The 17495-nt window shown below is 41.0% G+C and carries 13 protein-coding genes and 1 pseudogene; 1 reads left to right on the top strand and 13 read right to left on the bottom strand.

Features of this window, described 5'->3' with window-relative positions; all coding sequences use genetic code 11:
* Positions 1-10: 10 nt before the first annotated feature.
* From D7Z26_RS12215 to D7Z26_RS12195, 5 genes are all read right to left on the bottom strand, one after another.
* Positions 11-370: a response regulator gene (locus tag D7Z26_RS12215; protein WP_120977245.1), complete on the bottom strand. Its 360-nt coding sequence runs from the start codon at positions 368-370 to the stop codon at positions 11-13.
* Between the two features lie 131 nt (positions 371-501).
* On the bottom strand, positions 502-783 hold the full coding sequence (locus D7Z26_RS12210) for a hypothetical protein (RefSeq protein ID WP_120977244.1): 282 nt from the start codon (positions 781-783) through the stop codon (positions 502-504).
* 6 nt (positions 784-789) lie between these two features.
* A complete protein-coding gene (locus D7Z26_RS12205; RefSeq protein ID WP_120977243.1) occupies positions 790-1554 on the bottom strand; it encodes a recombinase family protein in 765 nt (254 codons plus the stop codon).
* A gap of 231 nt (positions 1555-1785) precedes the next feature.
* Positions 1786-2157: an HGGxSTG domain-containing protein gene (locus D7Z26_RS12200; protein ID WP_407643505.1), complete on the bottom strand. Its 372-nt coding sequence runs from the start codon at positions 2155-2157 to the stop codon at positions 1786-1788.
* Between the two features lie 178 nt (positions 2158-2335).
* Complete coding sequence (locus tag D7Z26_RS12195) at positions 2336-2911, bottom strand: hypothetical protein (RefSeq protein ID WP_120977241.1); 576 nt, start codon at positions 2909-2911, stop codon at positions 2336-2338.
* Between the two features lie 29 nt (positions 2912-2940).
* Between D7Z26_RS12195 and D7Z26_RS12190 the strand changes: the two are divergent.
* Positions 2941-3293 (top strand): annotated as a pseudogene (locus D7Z26_RS12190) (helix-turn-helix domain-containing protein).
* Between the two features lie 427 nt (positions 3294-3720).
* Here D7Z26_RS12190 and D7Z26_RS12180 read toward each other — a convergent pair.
* From D7Z26_RS12180 to D7Z26_RS27300, 8 genes are all read right to left on the bottom strand, one after another.
* Positions 3721-9402 (bottom strand): RHS repeat domain-containing protein, encoded by a 5682-nt coding sequence (locus D7Z26_RS12180; RefSeq protein ID WP_120977239.1) that lies wholly within the window; start codon positions 9400-9402, stop codon positions 3721-3723.
* 96 nt (positions 9403-9498) lie between these two features.
* Positions 9499-9615 (bottom strand): RCC1 domain-containing protein, encoded by a 117-nt coding sequence (locus D7Z26_RS27935; protein ID WP_120977238.1) that lies wholly within the window; start codon positions 9613-9615, stop codon positions 9499-9501.
* Positions 9616-9824: 209 nt separating this feature from the next.
* Positions 9825-11816: an RCC1 domain-containing protein gene (locus D7Z26_RS12170; protein WP_120977237.1), complete on the bottom strand. Its 1992-nt coding sequence runs from the start codon at positions 11814-11816 to the stop codon at positions 9825-9827.
* Positions 11817-13313: 1497 nt separating this feature from the next.
* Positions 13314-13469 (bottom strand): S-layer homology domain-containing protein, encoded by a 156-nt coding sequence (locus tag D7Z26_RS12160; RefSeq protein WP_267901009.1) that lies wholly within the window; start codon positions 13467-13469, stop codon positions 13314-13316.
* Positions 13470-14635: 1166 nt separating this feature from the next.
* On the bottom strand, positions 14636-15016 hold the full coding sequence (locus tag D7Z26_RS27755; RefSeq protein WP_233566829.1) for a hypothetical protein: 381 nt from the start codon (positions 15014-15016) through the stop codon (positions 14636-14638).
* A 220-nt stretch (positions 15017-15236) separates the two neighbouring features.
* Positions 15237-16790 carry a recombinase family protein gene (locus tag D7Z26_RS12145; protein ID WP_120977234.1) on the bottom strand — a complete coding sequence of 518 codons (1554 nt, stop codon included), beginning with the start codon at positions 16788-16790 and terminating at the stop codon, positions 15237-15239.
* Positions 16791-16804: 14 nt separating this feature from the next.
* Positions 16805-17122 (bottom strand): hypothetical protein, encoded by a 318-nt coding sequence (locus D7Z26_RS12140; RefSeq protein WP_120977233.1) that lies wholly within the window; start codon positions 17120-17122, stop codon positions 16805-16807.
* Between the two features lie 90 nt (positions 17123-17212).
* Positions 17213-17380: a hypothetical protein gene (locus tag D7Z26_RS27300; protein WP_158602285.1), complete on the bottom strand. Its 168-nt coding sequence runs from the start codon at positions 17378-17380 to the stop codon at positions 17213-17215.
* Positions 17381-17495 lie beyond the last annotated feature (115 nt).

The following is a 17495-nucleotide window of genomic DNA, read 5'->3' as shown; positions in this document are numbered from 1 at the left end:
GACCCTTCTCTTAATAATTTCTCACTATAAGATCTCTTATCCGAGCGATATCCTCTGGCATTACTGGTTTAAGCAGCAAATCAAACATTAATTGTCGAATATCTTCAGAAAATGTTGAAGATGCTGTGGTGAAAACAATCTTGGTATCTTGCTTAATTCGTTTGAGTTCTTTTGCTATCGTTAACCCCTTAATATGAGGCATCTCATTGTCAAGAAATACTAAATCAGGATTCAAAATAGTAATCTGTTCTAAAGCATCCTTTGAATTATGAAAAAGCCCTATTACATGAAAAGGCTGAGTCGTTGAAACAAAGCGATTCATCATCTCTAAAATTGGCACTTCATCCTCGATGATCATTACTCGAATCATCTGACTACCCCCATATTTGAAACATTTATTGACATGATTCTATTTTATACTGCTGAAAACAAATTTTTCCATAAGAGAAAATGTCGGTAAATGTCACTATCTGTCGAACAAAAGAAAACAATATTTATTCTTCACTTATGCTTCATCATTTTGCACTCAGCTGAATGGAGTAGATTGCCACTATAGAATTCGATTACTTTTTCATAAAAAGAAGCAAAGTTCAAGGTACGATGAATATTCTCGTTAGGCTTCCAAGTTTGCATCGCATGGAGAAGTACAAGATACAGCTCGTCTTGTAATTCATCAACTGTCGTGCCCGTTAAAAATAAGCGCCGAGCCATGACAGGCAGCCCTTTGATAATGAATTGGTATAAATATCGCTCGGTTAATTTATTTAAATAATCGTGCCACATTTCGCTTTACCCCTCCGCTTCAATCCCGCCGTATTGATACGTCCCCCGATAGAACGTTTCGCGGTCTAAGATACGTTTGACCTGAACGTCTGTAAATCGTTTCTCCTGACGAGTCAAGAATCCGTCCGCATTAAGCTGAACCGCGAGCCGCGACAACGACCATCGTGGAAAACAATCCCGAAGTTCAAACAGTCGCCGAACGACAACTGCTTGCTCTGGGTCAATCACAATCACTTTGCCGCCCCGTTTGGCAGTGTATCCATACGCCACACCGCCGCCCGCATACCCGCCTTGTTCGGCTTTTTTCTTCCTTCCGCGCATGAGCTTCATCGCGATTTCAAGCCGTTGATAACCGTCGAGCAGTTCCAACATGCCATTGACCAGAAAGTCGTTCGGGTCATGGGCGTAGATGCTGTAGTTCGGCTGTTCAATGGCAGTGACATCAACTATATGGCGTTTCAGTTCCCGCTGAATAAGTACCTTCGCCATATCCGAACGCCACAGCCGCGACGTGTTCAGCACAACAACCGCCGACACCCTCTGACCTTTCAAATCAGCAAGAATTTCTTGCAACCCTTCACTTTCGACGGTCAGCCCTTCTTCATCGACTGCAGCGCCGCTAATGCCTTTGTCCGCGTACACCTGCAACAGTTCCAAATCGTTCTGCTGACAGTGCCGCTCAATTTCCTCCACTTGATAGGCCAGGCTATATCCTTCTTTGGCTTGTCCATATGTGGATACCCGGACATAGCCGACGACTTTCTCCCTCAAGAAAATCCCCTCCCACCACAGTAATTGTAATTAATGTCTCGTTCACCCGTTTTCTGCGGATAACTTGTAGAACGCAAAAAGAACACCGATTGACACCGCCGAAGCGATGAAAACAAGTGTTCTAAGATGGATGTTTTATAAGATGAGAAGTTGCTAACAGCGATACTCTGCCTTCGCGCCCTCATTATTGCACAACCTATCGCCAATGGTCAACCACAATTTTTATGTTGGCTACACTATGCTTAGCACGATCATTTTCAAAACATTTCCTGAAACGCGAGTCATCGCATCTTCCAGTTGAAGCAGTCGACCGAAATTGTTATTTACATCCTTGTCCCATTCGTTCATCCGTTGCAGCATTCGAGCCTGACGGACGAATTCCATTTCAAATGGTTCCTTTACCTGTGCATCCGACTTCAATCCGTAATACTGGCGAATATGTTCTCGTTCCCAGTCCTCAAGTCGCTCCCACGTAATCGTTTCGTATTCTCCGGTTATTAACCGCCCTTTGTTGCCAAGCGCATTTTGAATCCCCTTCAACTTATCTGGTTGTTTTGGTCCAGTGCTTTTACCGCCATGCATCCGACATCGACTGTTTTTCATCGGGATATTGATGCAACGTGTTCCCTTTCGTCTTTGCACCGCAGAAGGCAGTCTGACCTTTCATCATGTTTGCGAACCTCCGTTTTTGTACCTGCATAGGGTTTGTGGATGAAAAAATACCGCTTGCACATTTTTCACAAGCGGCTGCTGGATACTGTATTCAAATGATCGGCAACTCTTATTTTTTCTTCATCATCTCGATATACGTGTAGACTTTCATGCCTTTATATTCGCCAGCGGTTATTTCAATTTGGGCTTTCCCTCCGCTTCGGCTGATAATCGTTACAGACGTTCCGTTCGGTATCGATATGACTTCACCCTTGTTCATCATCTGCTGAATCGCTTCTTCGTTACCTGCATTTGCATAGATCGTCAACTCGTCCATTTTTGCCTTTGTGATCGCCGACAATGCCCCGCCGCCTTTTGAGTTAATGACCGCATTCTCACCCGCGTTTACCAAACCGGAGGATGGCGCAAACGGCGCTTTTTGCCCATTCCCTTTCTCCATGAAGTTCAGTCCAACGACGACCACTATGCCGATTAACACAAACACGCCTAAACAGCCGAGACATCTTGTAGAAACGTGCCTTGCGATTTCGTAGTTGTGTTCGCGCCTATTCCATTCTGACTCGCATTCTTCTGTATCTTCTACACCCTTTCGACAACGGATATAGACAAAAGCATACAAGATAATGGCACTTATTAGTATCTTAAATAAAGATACTTTTCTATCAATTACGCCCCCACCTATCATTGTCTACACTCGTGTTAGAGGTGTTGTCAGTGGCAGATATTCGTAGTTTGGTAGGCTCCAGAATCCGCGATTGCCGGAAAGCGAGGGGCTTTCTCAAGATCAGCTTGCCGAGTTGTGTGGGTTTCATTATTCCTATATTGGGGGCGTAGAGCGAGGAGAGCGCAACATATCTCTTGAAAACTTGGCGAAGATCGCTGTAGCGCTGGAACTGGAACCGAAAGTGTTCTTTGAGTTTGATGCTCCCTTTCAACAACCTGCATCCGATAAGAAGGATGCGGCGCTTCAAGAAGTGCTTGCCATTCTAAAGGCGAAAGATGTTCGACATATTCAGATGACGAAGAAGTTGCTCGTCGAGATATTCAAGACATTTCCCCGCCAATGAGAACAAGTCGGTTAGCCGGCTTGTTTTTATTTTCACAGTAGCTTAATCGCGAATACCGTTCTCACGTTCCAGCCTTGCATCTGCGACGGTTTGTAACCTGACTCGGTACATTTTACCCTCGCGGGGGTGACGTGTCGCATTAACCGTTTCTCGCGGGTCGTTGGCAATCGGCTCTAACATTCCGTAAATAAGAAAAACCACATGGGAGTTGTTACGCTCGCATGTGGTCGAAACGGTTATTTATACAATACGAATAACTCTAAGATTACTAATATTATCGATATTACAATTGATGTTTTTTTGTATCTTTTTGAAACAAAGACTAATATGAAAATTAATAATCCCAGAAAAATACCCTTCATTATTCCAGCAGTCAATAATATTATTAGAATGGTTGTCGCAGTAAATATTGCTTGATTGATTCTTTTCATTTATCAAACCATCCTTCGAACCAAGTTCCATCCCAGAAACTCCTTCCCCACGAACCCTTTACTTCTATTGATGAATTCCCTTTCGTGTCAATAACATAATTCTTAGAGTTACCGTTGCTATCAGTTCGCCATATTATTGTAGTTGTAGTACCTATGTCATTTCCTCCTGGAATTACTAGACCAGCTGCTGAAGCTGATCCAACCCCAGCCCAATAACCTCCTCCTGAAGCAAAACTCACTACCGCACCAATGACCATTTTACCTAACTGAGCATTCCAGTATTGAGCACCGTTCACAGTATTCTGCTGATACCAGTACGTGTATCCTTTTTGTTGCTCGTAGATAACGTCACCATTCGCTGCAAGACCAATGGTCGTGTACTCCTTAGTTCTTTCGTCTTGAAACGTATGAGATAGATATGGTAGATCGGTTGACTTCAATACTTTCTTTTGGTCCTCTAAAGATAATGTTTTCTTTGCCAATGCTCTTTGTTCTTCGGCTATTTTACTTGCATCTTTCATTCCAGCTTTATCATTATTCTTCTTAGCTGTTTCATAATCTATTTTTGCTTGACTAATTTTAATATTAATATTAAATAGATTGGTATTTTGACCAATTGCATCATGACCACTTGGATCCCAAAATCTCAGTGGATTGTTAAAAACATACGTATACAAATTCAACGTCAGCGGATTATTTATCTGCCCCTCATACGTATCCTCATTAATAAAGCGCCCCATGCTTGGATCATAGTAACGAGCCCGAAGATAGTACAATCCGGTTTCCTTGTCGTAAATCTCTCCAGCATATTTGAATTCATTCGCAACCTCTTCGGTTTGTTGCGTGATATTCCCCCACTCGTCATACTCATAGGAATTGACGACTTTTCCGCTGGTGTCGATCATCTGTATGACATCACCATGACCGTTATACAAATAATAATAATCCTTATTCGTGGTTACATCCTTCTTGACCAGCAGCCTGTCTCCACGGACATAGTTCGCCGTAGCAACATTGCTCGAATTTACCTCGGAAATGACCTCTTGATTTGCATTGTATCGATATTGTTTGATAGTTGATCCTGTCGTCTTTCGATAACGGAGGCCGTCTGGTGAATAATCAAAGGTTGTTGACACACTACCTTTTGTTGTACTGGTTAATGTGTTGAATAAATCGTATTGATAACTTGTTTCGTCGAAATTAAAGGGCAAATCTCTCGTATCACTTAATGTCTGACGATTACCCTTAAGATTATACGTGTAGGCTGCAGTTGTACCATCCCAACGTGTAATACTATTCAATCGATTAAGTTTATCATACGTGTAGGAATTAGTCTTTGTGGTTTGATTAATCAAGATCTGAGAAATCGTTTCAATATTTCCATTATTATCATAGGTATAATTATATGACGACAATAGAGTAGTGCCTTTTTTATTCGTCATTGAGCTAATCCGATTCAGATTGTCATACACATACTCTGTACTTAGAATTGAGCCGTCAGTCAATGGCGGATAGGAGAGAGACTTTATCTGTCCATTCGGGTAATACAAATACTTGACATTACCAGCATCTGTATTGTCTAATGCCAACTGTCCATTGGTTTGAACTTTATCCAATCTAAGTCGATCATACTTAAATTGAGTAGTGAAGTTCGTTGATGCACCCCCCAAAATGTTATATTGAATAATCCGGTTGTTCTTATCATAACTAATACCAAGAATAGATGAATATGAACTGTTGGCCCCTTGCACTTCAATCAACGTTATTCGTTTTAAATAATCGATTTGAGTTGTCAACGAAGATGACTTAACACCATTATTATACGCTTCTTGCGTATCCAGCAAAATACCATTACTACCAATAATCGATTTGTTTTGTTGTGTGACCGATCCTGCCCCCGTTGCAGTGAGTAAGGTCGGTCGATTCTGTTCATCATATTGGTAAGCAAACAGAGTCCCATTTCGATCGGTCCTTTGCTGCAACAGACCCAAGTCATTGTATAGATAAGATTCTGTGTTGGACGAAGGATCTGATTTGGAAATCAGCCCACCCACTTCATTATAAGACTTTGTGCTGATCACTTTCGGAGTATCGGATTCATAACTTTGTACAGTCGTATTTGTGATTTGACCACTTGCATTGTAGGGGTATTTTGTAATTTGTCCAAGTGCATCCTTGACTTCGCTCAACCGATTCAGCGCATCATACGTATATTTCGTGGTCACACCCTCACTATTCAAATTCTTTTTGGGATCTGTATACGTAATTAGATTTCCTGCGATGTCATAAGTGTACAACTCAGTCAATGGAACCGTTTGATTGGGCCAATCCTTATACACCCTATTCACGAGCAACTGTCCCCATTGATCAAAGTCCTGCTCAACATAGCTGGACTTCAAGTTGTTTAGAGACTGATTGTTCCGATAAGCAGGGATATCCGTTGCCGCTATGAAATAATGAATTCCTTTGTGTAATTTCAAATTGCTCTCTGATACATATAAATTACCGAACGTATCCTTCGCTTCTTTTTGCGCGCCCCAAGCATCGTAAACAACTGTCGTTGTATTGTTCATCGGGTCAATTGCATATACTGCTCTGGTCAAATCGTCAAGACGATATTGTGTAATCTGAGCAATGCCATTGTTAGATTGCTGTGAATAACGTAGAAAGCCGAGTCCATCATAATAGTCATTTTGGTTCGATAACTGAGTCATCGCGTTGTTAGACACTTGAGTATACTTGCGTTTGGAACTGACAAGCAGAGAGTTAACGGAGGCATTCTCAGCATCTGCCCCTGATGGTACAAGAGAATTTACATAGCTTATTTCATCCACGACATCGTAACTAGCACCATTGGCATTGGTAAATCTCGGGTACTTAATTTGGGTAGGACGTCCAAGCGCATCGTAAAGGTAAGATGTAACCTTGCCATTACCGTTTGTATCGCTCTCCAATAGTCCTGTTCCCATAGTATAAGCCATTGTTTTCTTAACGACCTGTGTCACATTTTCTCCGGTAGTGCTCTTCGTAGTAAAATAGCTTCTGATTTCACTTGGATAGGCATAATTGGTAGTAACATCAAAAATCGTTTCGCTAATTGACGTCTTTCCATCGCCTAAGCTTTGCGTTGTTTTAATCTTATTAATTTTGCCCACTATATTCGAGTTTGGATCCGTACAGTTGGAAGTTAGCCCATTGCTATCCAGTGCTTCATAACAATAATTCGTCACTTCTCCTTTAGCGTTCGAATAACTCTTTAACCGTCCATTCGAATAATAATCGTATTGTTCTTTTAGGAGGATATTGTTGTTTTGATACCCACTTCTTGTTTTCAAGAAATAATACGTAGGATCGTACGTATATGAGGTAGTATATTTACTTTTGATTGTCGCATCATTATATTGTACCTGCGTCAACGGAGCTGTTTCGCCCTGGACCCCTCCCCAATCTGAGTATTGTTTACTCATATATAGTACATTTGGAGAGGAATCGCTGTCGCTGCTGTACTCCCTGCTTTCAATAGCTGTCGGCATACTCGTGTAAGTAGGATCGAATGCAACATAGTTGATCACTTTGCGTTCACCATTGGAGGCACGGTTTGAGGTGGAGGTAACCTGCCCTTGGTTATTAAAATTTGTAGTTGTGGCCATTCCACTGGTTAATGACGTACTCTGTATCGTTTGGGTTGTCGCATAGACAAAGCTGCTTGGGTTATAGTAGGGATTGGCTGGGTCATATCCCGTGTAATCCCCAGTATAACTATAATTTACGTGATTAAAATCACCACTTGCGATGTAGTTCTTCTTAACTTGGTTGTTCCTGGAAGTTGCTCTGTACTCTTCTCCAAATCCACTGCTACCCAATCTGCGAGTGACTTTTTCAAATTGATAGTTTGTGTAAGAGATAGTATCGTTTATTGATTGAAGAGGATGTAAACTAACCCAACCTGCATAGCTTGAATCGACCGAATTATTATAATCGAATTTATTGTTTTGAAAGTTGTGATAGTTAAATTGGGTGAGAGAATAATCTTGTTTTTGTATATACCATAAGAAAGGAGCGTATCCGTCGGGATTCCCATTAAAGGTGCAATTACCTCGGCTTTTCATATAAGTCACGGTTTGACTTACATTCCCGTTTAAATCCTTAACGGATACAATAATTTTCTCCCCATTGAAAGAAGAATCGGAATCTCTTAAAGTTGTATCGTAAGTAAAGGTGATGACTCTACCAAGTGAATCGGTAATAGATGAAATCACCTTATTGGTCTGATCGTCATAGGTTTGTCGATCCGTATGCTGAAAGGTTATGGTGTTATTGTATCGATCAACGATCCCAAGGAGTCGACCATCCGCTGCAAAATACTCTCTCTTTTTATTTGCGTATTCAAGATAATAGGAAGAGCTGGATTGACCATTGTTAAATAAACCTTGTGTATCTTGCACAAGCTTCATATCTTTGCCCTGGTAACCAATTAAGTGTGTAAAGTTATCCGGATTATTACTAGCATTGAAATCTATACGATAAACAGCTCCATCACCCTTGTGGTAATAAAGATATCCCCCTTCAGCTACTTGAATGGATGGGAATTGAAAAGCCCAGCCAGTGCCAAGATCATACCTGGAAAGCAAGTAATTTGCCTTTTTCAAATTACCCGAAATCCCAAATGTCATTTGGTAAGTGTATGCGTAATTGCTTTGATTAATAACACCGATATTCAAATCCAATCCGTCTCTTCCCGGCAGATTAATTTCAGTCTCCTTCCACACCAACTTTCCGGAAGATGGATCGATCATCTCACTTGTTCCGTTCCCATCCGAGTATTGTGGCTTAGTCGTTTGATTAATCTGCATCTGGGTAATTAAGCCGTTGTATATGCTGTTTGTATCCTGCGTATACATTGCAAAAAGTTGCTCACGTGAACTGATGGATTGCTCTAGAAGGCCGTCAGATGTGTATACTGGGTCCATTACAGATTGCTCATATTCATCATCTTGAATCACCGAAGGCGAACCACTGCTGGTCGCTATAGACGTATTTTTTCTCTCATCTAGATCCCTAAGGCCATTTGTTTCATAACTTTTAATAGATTGTTCCAATATACTTCCATTACTACTATTTGCTGCTTCCAGAATTTCTATCTTTTCTGCAGTATTTATAGTTCTTTTTTCGAAAAGTTGTTCGGCCTTTGGATTACTACGAAGGAGTTCCTTCAATTTACTCTCTTTTTCTGTCTTCAAGCTTGCTTCAATTTCATCCCATGTCTGTCTATTATCCCTTTTTTGATCAATCAATCCGCGTGGACTAGTCAGCCATTCATTTCCCAGTAGATCCGATAAATAAATGTCTTCTTCAGTCGCACCACCGAGGATAAGTTCCTCTAGATCTTTTTTGCTATAAACAAATTGATTTTGCTTGAGAAGTCGTTTGCCGATATTTTCCAGGGCCTTTAGATTAATTTTCTCCAGCTTTTGCGACCAGTCAGATTCATACACGGCTCCACTGACTGAGTTTGATTGTATAACGGGAGGGACAATTGCCAAAGGATCTTGTGTTTGCTTAATGTCCTGTTCTATTTGTTTCTCCAGCTGATTATTATCTTTTGCCCATGCCCCATTAGAGAAAAGCATAGAAAACACTAACAGTAATGAGGCAGTTTTTGAGATCATTTTTTTCATATTCCAAGCTCCTAACTGGATTAAAGTATCAACATTTAAGCATTGTTACATACCCCATACCCACACCGTGCCGTCCTGTTTGATGGACAGACTGACTTAAAACAGCCGTACCGCTACCACATTGCTTAACCCGGTAAGTTGAACTGGGGTTGTCCGTTGAGTCATGGTCCCGTAACCCAATTGACCGCTAGCGTTGGCCCCCCAAGCCCACAGTCATATCCGCACTCCGTGGCAATTTTCAATTCAAGACTACCTGAGTAGTAACGATGATGAGAGCCTAGTATTCTGAGCGAATACAGGTACTTCGATACTTGTAATAATTAAAGTGATTACTGAAATGGAGAGCATAATTATTAATTTTTTGTTTATTAATTTCATTGGTCAGTCTTCCTTTCTGATTTTGTATTCCAGTAAGAATAAAATTAAGGCATTGTTTTTGTAATTTTTTTAAGGTTACCATTTGAATCATATACAAAGTTTATCCTTACATCCGAAGTATAAAAAGAAGTATAAACAATAGATGCTAATCTTCCAGAATTATCATAATTATAAATAATTATTTTTGATACAATTATAGGTGTAGTTGAATAATTTCCTACACCAACTCCCAGTTGTCCATAGCTGTTATTGCCCCACGCATAAACCGTTCCGTTTTGTTTTATCGCTGTGGAAAATGCCGACCCTACTTTTATTTTAACTATGTTCGTTAAGCCATTGACTTGTAATGGACTTAACCTCTTCTCAGTTGTTCCGTCTCCCAACTGGCCATAATCGTTAGCACCCCACGACCAAACAGTTCCGTCTTGCTTGAGGGCTAGAGAATGATCACTAAAAGTAGCAACAGAAACAACGTTCATTAATCCATTAACTTGTACTGGAAAAAAAATTGTTCTATCGTTTGTACCGATACCCAATTGGCCATAATAGTTCTCACCCCAAGACCAAACAGTGCCATCATTTTTGATAGCCATTGAATGAATTTGTCCTGCTGCCACCGCCACTATATTCGACAAATTTAGCAACTGGACGGGTATTGATTTGTCAGTATAAGTCCCATTGCCTAATTGTCCATATTTGTTAGAACCCCATGACCATACTGTACCGTCTTGTTTAAGCGCAATTGAATGATCTCGTCCTAATGCAATAGCTTTGACATTCGTTAATCCACTGACTTGTTTTGGGACATTACTATCAGCAAAAGTACCATTACCTAACTTCCCGTAATTGTTATAACCCCAAGCCCATAATGTTCCATCTTGTTTGATTGCAAATGAAACATTTGACCTTGCAGCGATTGCCACAACGCTATCTAAGCCCTTAACTTGAACAGGTACATTTTTACCAATAAACGAGCCATCGCCCATTTCTCCGTACATACCTGAGCCCCAAGCCCACACGGTTCCATCTTGTTTTAATGCTAAAGAATGTTCATTACCCGCCGCAACAGCGATAACATCTGTCAGATTTTTAACTTGAACAGGAGTAGCTCTATTGACCATTGAACCATCCCCCAGTTGTCCTCTGGAGTTATTCCCCCATGCAAATACTGTTCCATCACTTTTTATATTCAATACATGAGCATTCCCATCTTCCAGGACAGGTATCGTTGTTGTCGGATCGATAATAATAGGGTATTGTAAGCCTTGATCATTTAGCGCAATTTTAATATTCGCATTATTCCCCTTTTGCATTATGGATACTTTCAACCTATCGTACTGTTTTCCCTTTCCTGAAGCATCCATCACCCATAATTGTGGAATTTGAAAAGCTACTTCACCATTCTTGTTAATAAAATCAATTGATCCGTCCGGATTCATTTTATAGCCCACATTTTTCATTACTACTTCAAATGAGTAAGTCTTTGGAGCAGTATTATTTGCTAAATTGATATACATTTTTAGCTGATCATTTTCCACTTGATACTGTAAATCAGTACTCTTCCATGCGTTTTTGTAGGTTATTTTATTTCCATCAATAGACCCAACTACACTGTTCATACCTTTCGCATAGTATGTTACAGAATCATCGGATACAGACAATGTAACCGATTGTTTGTGGCTCTTATTATTCAATCTCACTTTAAATTTATTGGCCAGCATACTATGTGTATAGTTAGGGTCACTGCTATCTTCTCGAATGGTCGTATCAATCTCTTTCAAGGCTTGTGCGTCAAAATAATTCAGTGAGTATGTAGAAGAGGTTACAGTGGTCGTACCGTCTTCATTGAGAAATGTTTTACTGTATTGGGTTCGTTCATCGACAAGTTCTACCTTTTGTGTAAAATCGTCTTCTTTCTGATCACCTTCATTTACATTGCTTTTTGACGCACTAGCTATTGATGATACGGACCCCAAAAAAATGCTTGTGATTAGCATAATAATTAATATCGATTTGAATCTTGAGTTTACTTTCACTATTCAACAACCTCCATTAGTATTTTTTGTCAAAGTTTAGAATAATTCAAAAGGGAATTTTTGTATACGGGTCTATTTTGTCGAATTTTGTTATATAATTACCAAATTACAGACAAGCCGATTCGATTCAACTTTTTCAATCATTCTTGATAGGTAAAAAGGCTGCGGATCCATGTAATCAGCTGATCGTATGCGAACGATAGACGCTTTCGGAACTATGGCTCCCTGCCGTAATCCATCTTACATTGGAAAACGAGAAGACCGAGAACGGTGTAGTTGAATTGGTTTTACTGTTATTGCCTAATTGGTCATATGTCCTGAATCCGTGACACCAGCCTCCCCCTCATTAAGAGGGTTATATGTAAATAATGTTAATTAGAGGTTTTTCTATTCATTTGGAGTTGTAAGTTCCGATACGGGAACAAGCCTCGTATCGTCGCGAACAAGACCTGGACACTGGCTGTTGAGATCCCCCTGATTCAAGTAAAAGCATTATATACACGCCGAGCAACGGAAAACCACGGACTGTTGCAGCCGAAGTTGAATTGAATGCTACGAGCATGACGAACGAAACGTATAGCCATGTAAATGATATTCTGAATGACCGTTCGAATTCTCCGGTATTGCACATTGCTACGGATGGGAGAATCCCCTTCGCGTAGACTCTCTTGACCAATAAATCGAAGAAGGTTGTAGGCAAAAAGACTAAATCGTTGGTTGAAAATATGTCGGCGGGCAGTCGCTCTAAATCCAGTTCAGATTTGATTTCACTGTGGAATTGTTCGCTCGTTCCATGATCACGATAAAGCACTATAACCAACTAAGACACACAACGAAGTGAAGTCCAGTAGATGATCACTTTAATGTCTGGAAATAAAAGCACTTGTCCATCCAGATCAATGTTTCGATGGATCACATGAAACACCTGACGAAGATCGCGATCGAATCCCTATTCGGGGAACTCCATGAATCCGATGTATTCGATCTTGCCTTTTCTTTACTCGTATGCGATACCTGTCACTACAGACGCGCAGATTTTTTGGCACTGTATTGCCAGCGTCCATTCGTACCAGAAGCGGCAGATCTGTCGCACGTTTTGCATTAGCGATGCTTTGTTCCAAGAACAGAGCCGTCCCTTTCTGTACTACCATCGTGAAGTTCCACATGGACGCCATAACCCTCTCGGCCCAAGTAAGCAAAGAGATTTTAATGTTCTTAAGGGAAGTTCCTATAGCGAAACACACAGTGTCTGACTCGTTTCGCACAAAGAAGGAGCTGAAGTATTCGCGAGAATCCGTGGTGTGGTTTCTCGTTGAACATACAAAACCTTCCCGTACTTTCCTCGCTATCTTCTGCACTCCGTAGACAGTTCAGCTTCTAAGCGACGTAAGTAGTAACCAAACTCTCCACTAATGGGCCTGCGAAAAAAAAGCAAATAAAGGGTTACCCCGGCGATATGGCTTTGCTAGCGGGGCAACCCCTATTACGAAATGCAAATTAAATGAGGTCGGATTTTTGCAGCAGTCTTTGAATGATCACCGGGACTTCAGCCCTTGTCATATAAGCCTTTGGAGCTAGCAGTGCGCCGTTTCTTCCCGAAACGATTCCGGCTTGCATGCATTCGGCGATGCTGTTTTGCGCCCAGTTTGATATGTCTGACGCATATCGTAATGATTAGATATAAGGTCGAACAAACCAAAGAGGAAAGGAGGAGAAAAACGATCTTTCTGACGGGGACGGTTGTTTGAGCGGCGGCCCCTTGAGATGCTTCTGATATGCTCCGGTATACCCTTGCGGCTTCACCGCTATCCTTTGCCGCGAGCTCCCTTGCGGGATATTCTGCTGTCGTTGCCCTTCGCGCGAACGCATCGTTTTCATCTCTCCTTTAAGTTCAGCCCTTCCGCAAGCCGTTGCAACCGCCTGCGTACTATGGCTTCTGCTGACTCCTGCAGATTCAGCGCGGCGTTTCCTCCGCGGTTACGAAATAACTTCGCGTAAATTCCGCAGGCCTCCCCAGATAAGAACGTCATCTTTCCGCCCGAGTTCGCCCAATTTTGCGGCCATAGTCTTTGGCAGCTTAGGATTTCGTCATGTCTTGGTGACTCATCCGGTTATGACCGCCTCAAATTGGATTCGTGTACCTCGAGCCGTGCTTTTGCCTCCGGCTTCCTTCAGATTCCGCCTCGCGACGGACACAGAAGGATACCATGATGGAGATTGATGTTCCGATGCCGGGTCAGCCTGTGCGAGAGAGACCATTAATTAAGAAGGGTGGGATTATCGAGCGGAATTTAGATTTCAGCTCAGGTACGTATAATGAGCAGCTTAACTATATTATTGCTTTGGGTAGAACTTTCGAGTAATAATATCTAAATGCCAACGGCAGCTAAATGAAATGACGGATTCTGTTGTTTTTACGGCTAGACGGAACAGTAGCGGTCATGGAGGAGAAAATAAAGCCCTTGACTGCTGCTGTTTTATTGAACTATAGTATCCGTTAGTTGAATGACTCAAGGTCGATTTCCGATAGCTTCCTGGTGACCTTATTCCACGCATTCGGCTTATTTATGTCCTGAAAACTCACCATAGATCTTTTTCATTCTTTCAAGGTGTGGTTTCAATTGCCGTAGCATATCCACTTTAACAGGTTCCATATGCTCTTGGTAAATTGCCTGATCTGAGGCTTCTTTTAATGACGAAATTGTATTTTCTAATGCACGAAGCTCCGTCGCCAGTGAGCGTAAGGATTCTCTGGTCCTGGTGTCTATCGTTTTAGGGTTAGACTTCCAATACGAGTAGCTTATACTGTATAACGGACGTCAAACATTCGCTTGAAAAGCAAGAAAAAACATGTCCTGCTGCTCATCTGTCGTCATTAACGTATTATTAATTGAAAGCTTAGGGGCAGCATTGTTTGTGTAGATATCGCAAAATTCAATGAGTGTTAACAGTTGCTCATTAATTTCTTCCGCTTGTACCTTAGCCTTATCAATCAATTGCCGAATCTTAGCAGGATCTTCATTTTCCTTCGACACGCTGATTGCCATCAGCGTGTCAGCAAGTGGAATCGTAGAAGAGGCGTGCTTCACTATATAGACAAACCCCGAATCGTTCTTCAGACGATAAAGTGAATTAAGGTTGTTGTACTTGTCCTCTAACGATCTGCATTCGCTTTCCTCAAACACTTTTCCTAACCGCACAATGTCCGCCTCCCCTATAGCTACAGTCTATTAAATTGGGAGGAACGACTCCAGTTTAATTAGAGGGCCTAGGAGTTTAAAAATGCTAATGTGACTTTCGTTTGTATTTCGTCAAGCTAAATTCCCCAAAATAATCGTGCATTTTACCCTATCATTACCGCGAAGATTTTGGATCGGATAATCCGTCAAAATCCGGGTTCAGTTAACTTCCGATAAAGCTCTAAGCATCCTTAAGAGAACAACCTTCAAAATCAAAGAAATATTCAATTGTGACATGTTCTTTATTAAAAGTCACCTTATTGATCAATTCATGCAAAACCTTTCTCATCCTTTCCTCCGTTAATTCAAGGCGGCAAAAGTCTTTTAATAGATGCACATACTTTGCACTCTTTTCAGTCTCAGTATTTAGGTTTTCAAGTTGTCTTCTTGATACTTCGATCTCATCATTCAATGCTTCGATTTGGCGTTTCTTATTGATCATCTCGTTTTGATACGTTTTTTCTTCGAATAGCTCTCTTTGTTTGAAGAAATCTAATTGCTCTTTCTTAAGTTTTTCTTGTTTATTTGTTCTCGAAACGATTTCCTGGTTTAGGCGTTGCATCTCAAATTCATGGTTTACGGTTACTGAAAACAGTTCAGAAGGGATCGTTTCTAATTTTCTTCTTATCGTTTTAACTATTGTTCCTTCTAGCTCATCCGCATTGATATTGGCCTGACTGCATTTATTCCGTCCGTATTTGTGATAAGTTTTACAGATATAGTAACGGTACGTCTTACCCTTATGACTTCGCTTTTGGCAAACCATTCCCTGTCCACATTCCCCGCAAAACAAAATACCGGTTAACGGATGATAAGCTCGTCTAGGTGTTCTGTGATGGCTTTTGGACAAAAGAATCTGTTGCGCTTGATAAAACACATGTTTATCAACAATTGCATCATGTGCATTCTCTACGATTTGCCATTCATCCTTTGAGATCCTAAGCTGAATTTTCTTCTTTGACATTTTCCCGTTTTCTTCATATTCCCGTTTCAATTTGTTGCGACGCGTTCCATGAATGACCGACCCTATATAAGCTTGATTTCTTATTATCCTGTTAATGGCTTCACGACTCCACATAAAACCATTCTTAGTTTGAATACCCTGATTATTTAGGTGCTCCGCGACCTTAAACGTACCCAGACCGTGGTTAACATATAGATCAAAGATCAATCTAGGAATCGGACTCCATTCTTCGTCGATTTCCAATTTTTTGTTCTCGGGATTAACAAAATAGCCGAGGGGAGGCTCTCCTCCCCATTGCCCCCTCCTCGCCTTCTGTTTCCGCGCGCTGCTAACGCGAGATGATATCTTTTTGCTTTCTTGCTCGGAGAGAACGGAGAGAATATCAAAGGTGATATTGTCCTTGTTCAACGAATCGTAATTGTCGTTAATAGCAACTACGCGAACCCCGTATTGTTCGAACATCCCGATAATCGCGGGATTTTCTTGTTTATCTCTGCCTACCCGGCTGACTTCCTTAAACACCAGTAGCTTAAACTTGTTCTCACGTGCATCCCTTATTGCTTGTTTCATTTCAGCTCGATCAAACACGCTTGTGTAGTATCCAGACACGGCCACATCACGATAGATAAGACAATCAGAAGTATCATAAGTACCGTCTAGCCTACTTATATACTCCTGACATTGACTCACCTGATTTTCAATCGACTCACCCTGTCTATCCGTGCTCACCCGTGCATAGATAGCGCACTTGATTTTTTGTGAGGTAAACATTTTACTCTTACCCCCTACTTCTGAACTTCTTTATCCAAGTGACTGCTTTTATTAATCTTCTTACATCTAATCATTTGAGTATTGGCAGGCAAAGGGTCAAACCACAGCATTGTCGCTTCAATTCCATCAAGCAGCTTATTACAAACAACAACTTTTCCTTTGAAGCGAATCGTAATTTGTTGCCGAAACGGGTCTACTGATAAAACTTCAGCCAATTTCACATTCGTTTCATCGATATTAAACCAACGTTCTTTTACAGCAATTCGGCATGAATAAGCTTCATCAAGAAATTCAATGCCTTTTTTTGAAATCAGAGCAAAACCGTGCATCATGTCACCGCCTCATGAGAATAAGAACATATGTTCTTATTCTCATGATTCCCTGACCAATTAAAAATAACCGCCTTGTTGACGGTTATTTTGTTATCTTTGATTTTCATCCGGAGGGCTACTTGTGTTCACACTGCTTTGCTTAATTAATTCCACCTTTACGACAAGACCCAATTCCACAAAAGCAAAATCGATTATTTTTTGCACAAGCCACTCACCGACAGGCTGCTCACCATCAACTTCATGTACAGTAAAGGGCATCTATCCAATCACCCCATAACTCGTTTACATATCTCTATGTAGATGGGTCTTTGTCCAATTCACCATTTTGTTCACGTTCATTCCAGATTTATTGCTTACCTAACTTAAGCAAATC

Source organism: Cohnella endophytica (assembly GCF_003628305.1).
GTDB classification, from domain to species: Bacteria; Bacillota; Bacilli; order Paenibacillales; family Paenibacillaceae; genus Cohnella; species Cohnella endophytica.
This window is presented reverse-complemented; position numbering and strand designations above follow the sequence as displayed.

Coding starts and splice junctions, on each gene's coding strand:
- D7Z26_RS27300 (WP_158602285.1), bottom strand. CDS start 17,380: ATGCCCTTTACTGTACATGAAGTTGATGGTGAGCAGCCTGTCGGTGAG.
- D7Z26_RS12140 (WP_120977233.1), bottom strand. CDS start 17,122: ATGATGCACGGTTTTGCTCTGATTTCAAAAAAAGGCATTGAATTTCTT.
- D7Z26_RS12195 (WP_120977241.1), bottom strand. CDS start 2,911: ATGATAGGTGGGGGCGTAATTGATAGAAAAGTATCTTTATTTAAGATA.
- D7Z26_RS12145 (WP_120977234.1), bottom strand. CDS start 16,790: ATGTTTACCTCACAAAAAATCAAGTGCGCTATCTATGCACGGGTGAGC.
- D7Z26_RS12180 (WP_120977239.1), bottom strand. CDS start 9,402: ATGAAAAAAATGATCTCAAAAACTGCCTCATTACTGTTAGTGTTTTCT.
- D7Z26_RS12215 (WP_120977245.1), bottom strand. CDS start 370: ATGATTCGAGTAATGATCATCGAGGATGAAGTGCCAATTTTAGAGATG.
- D7Z26_RS12200 (WP_407643505.1), bottom strand. CDS start 2,157: ATGAAAAACAGTCGATGTCGGATGCATGGCGGTAAAAGCACTGGACCA.
- D7Z26_RS12210 (WP_120977244.1), bottom strand. CDS start 783: ATGTGGCACGATTATTTAAATAAATTAACCGAGCGATATTTATACCAA.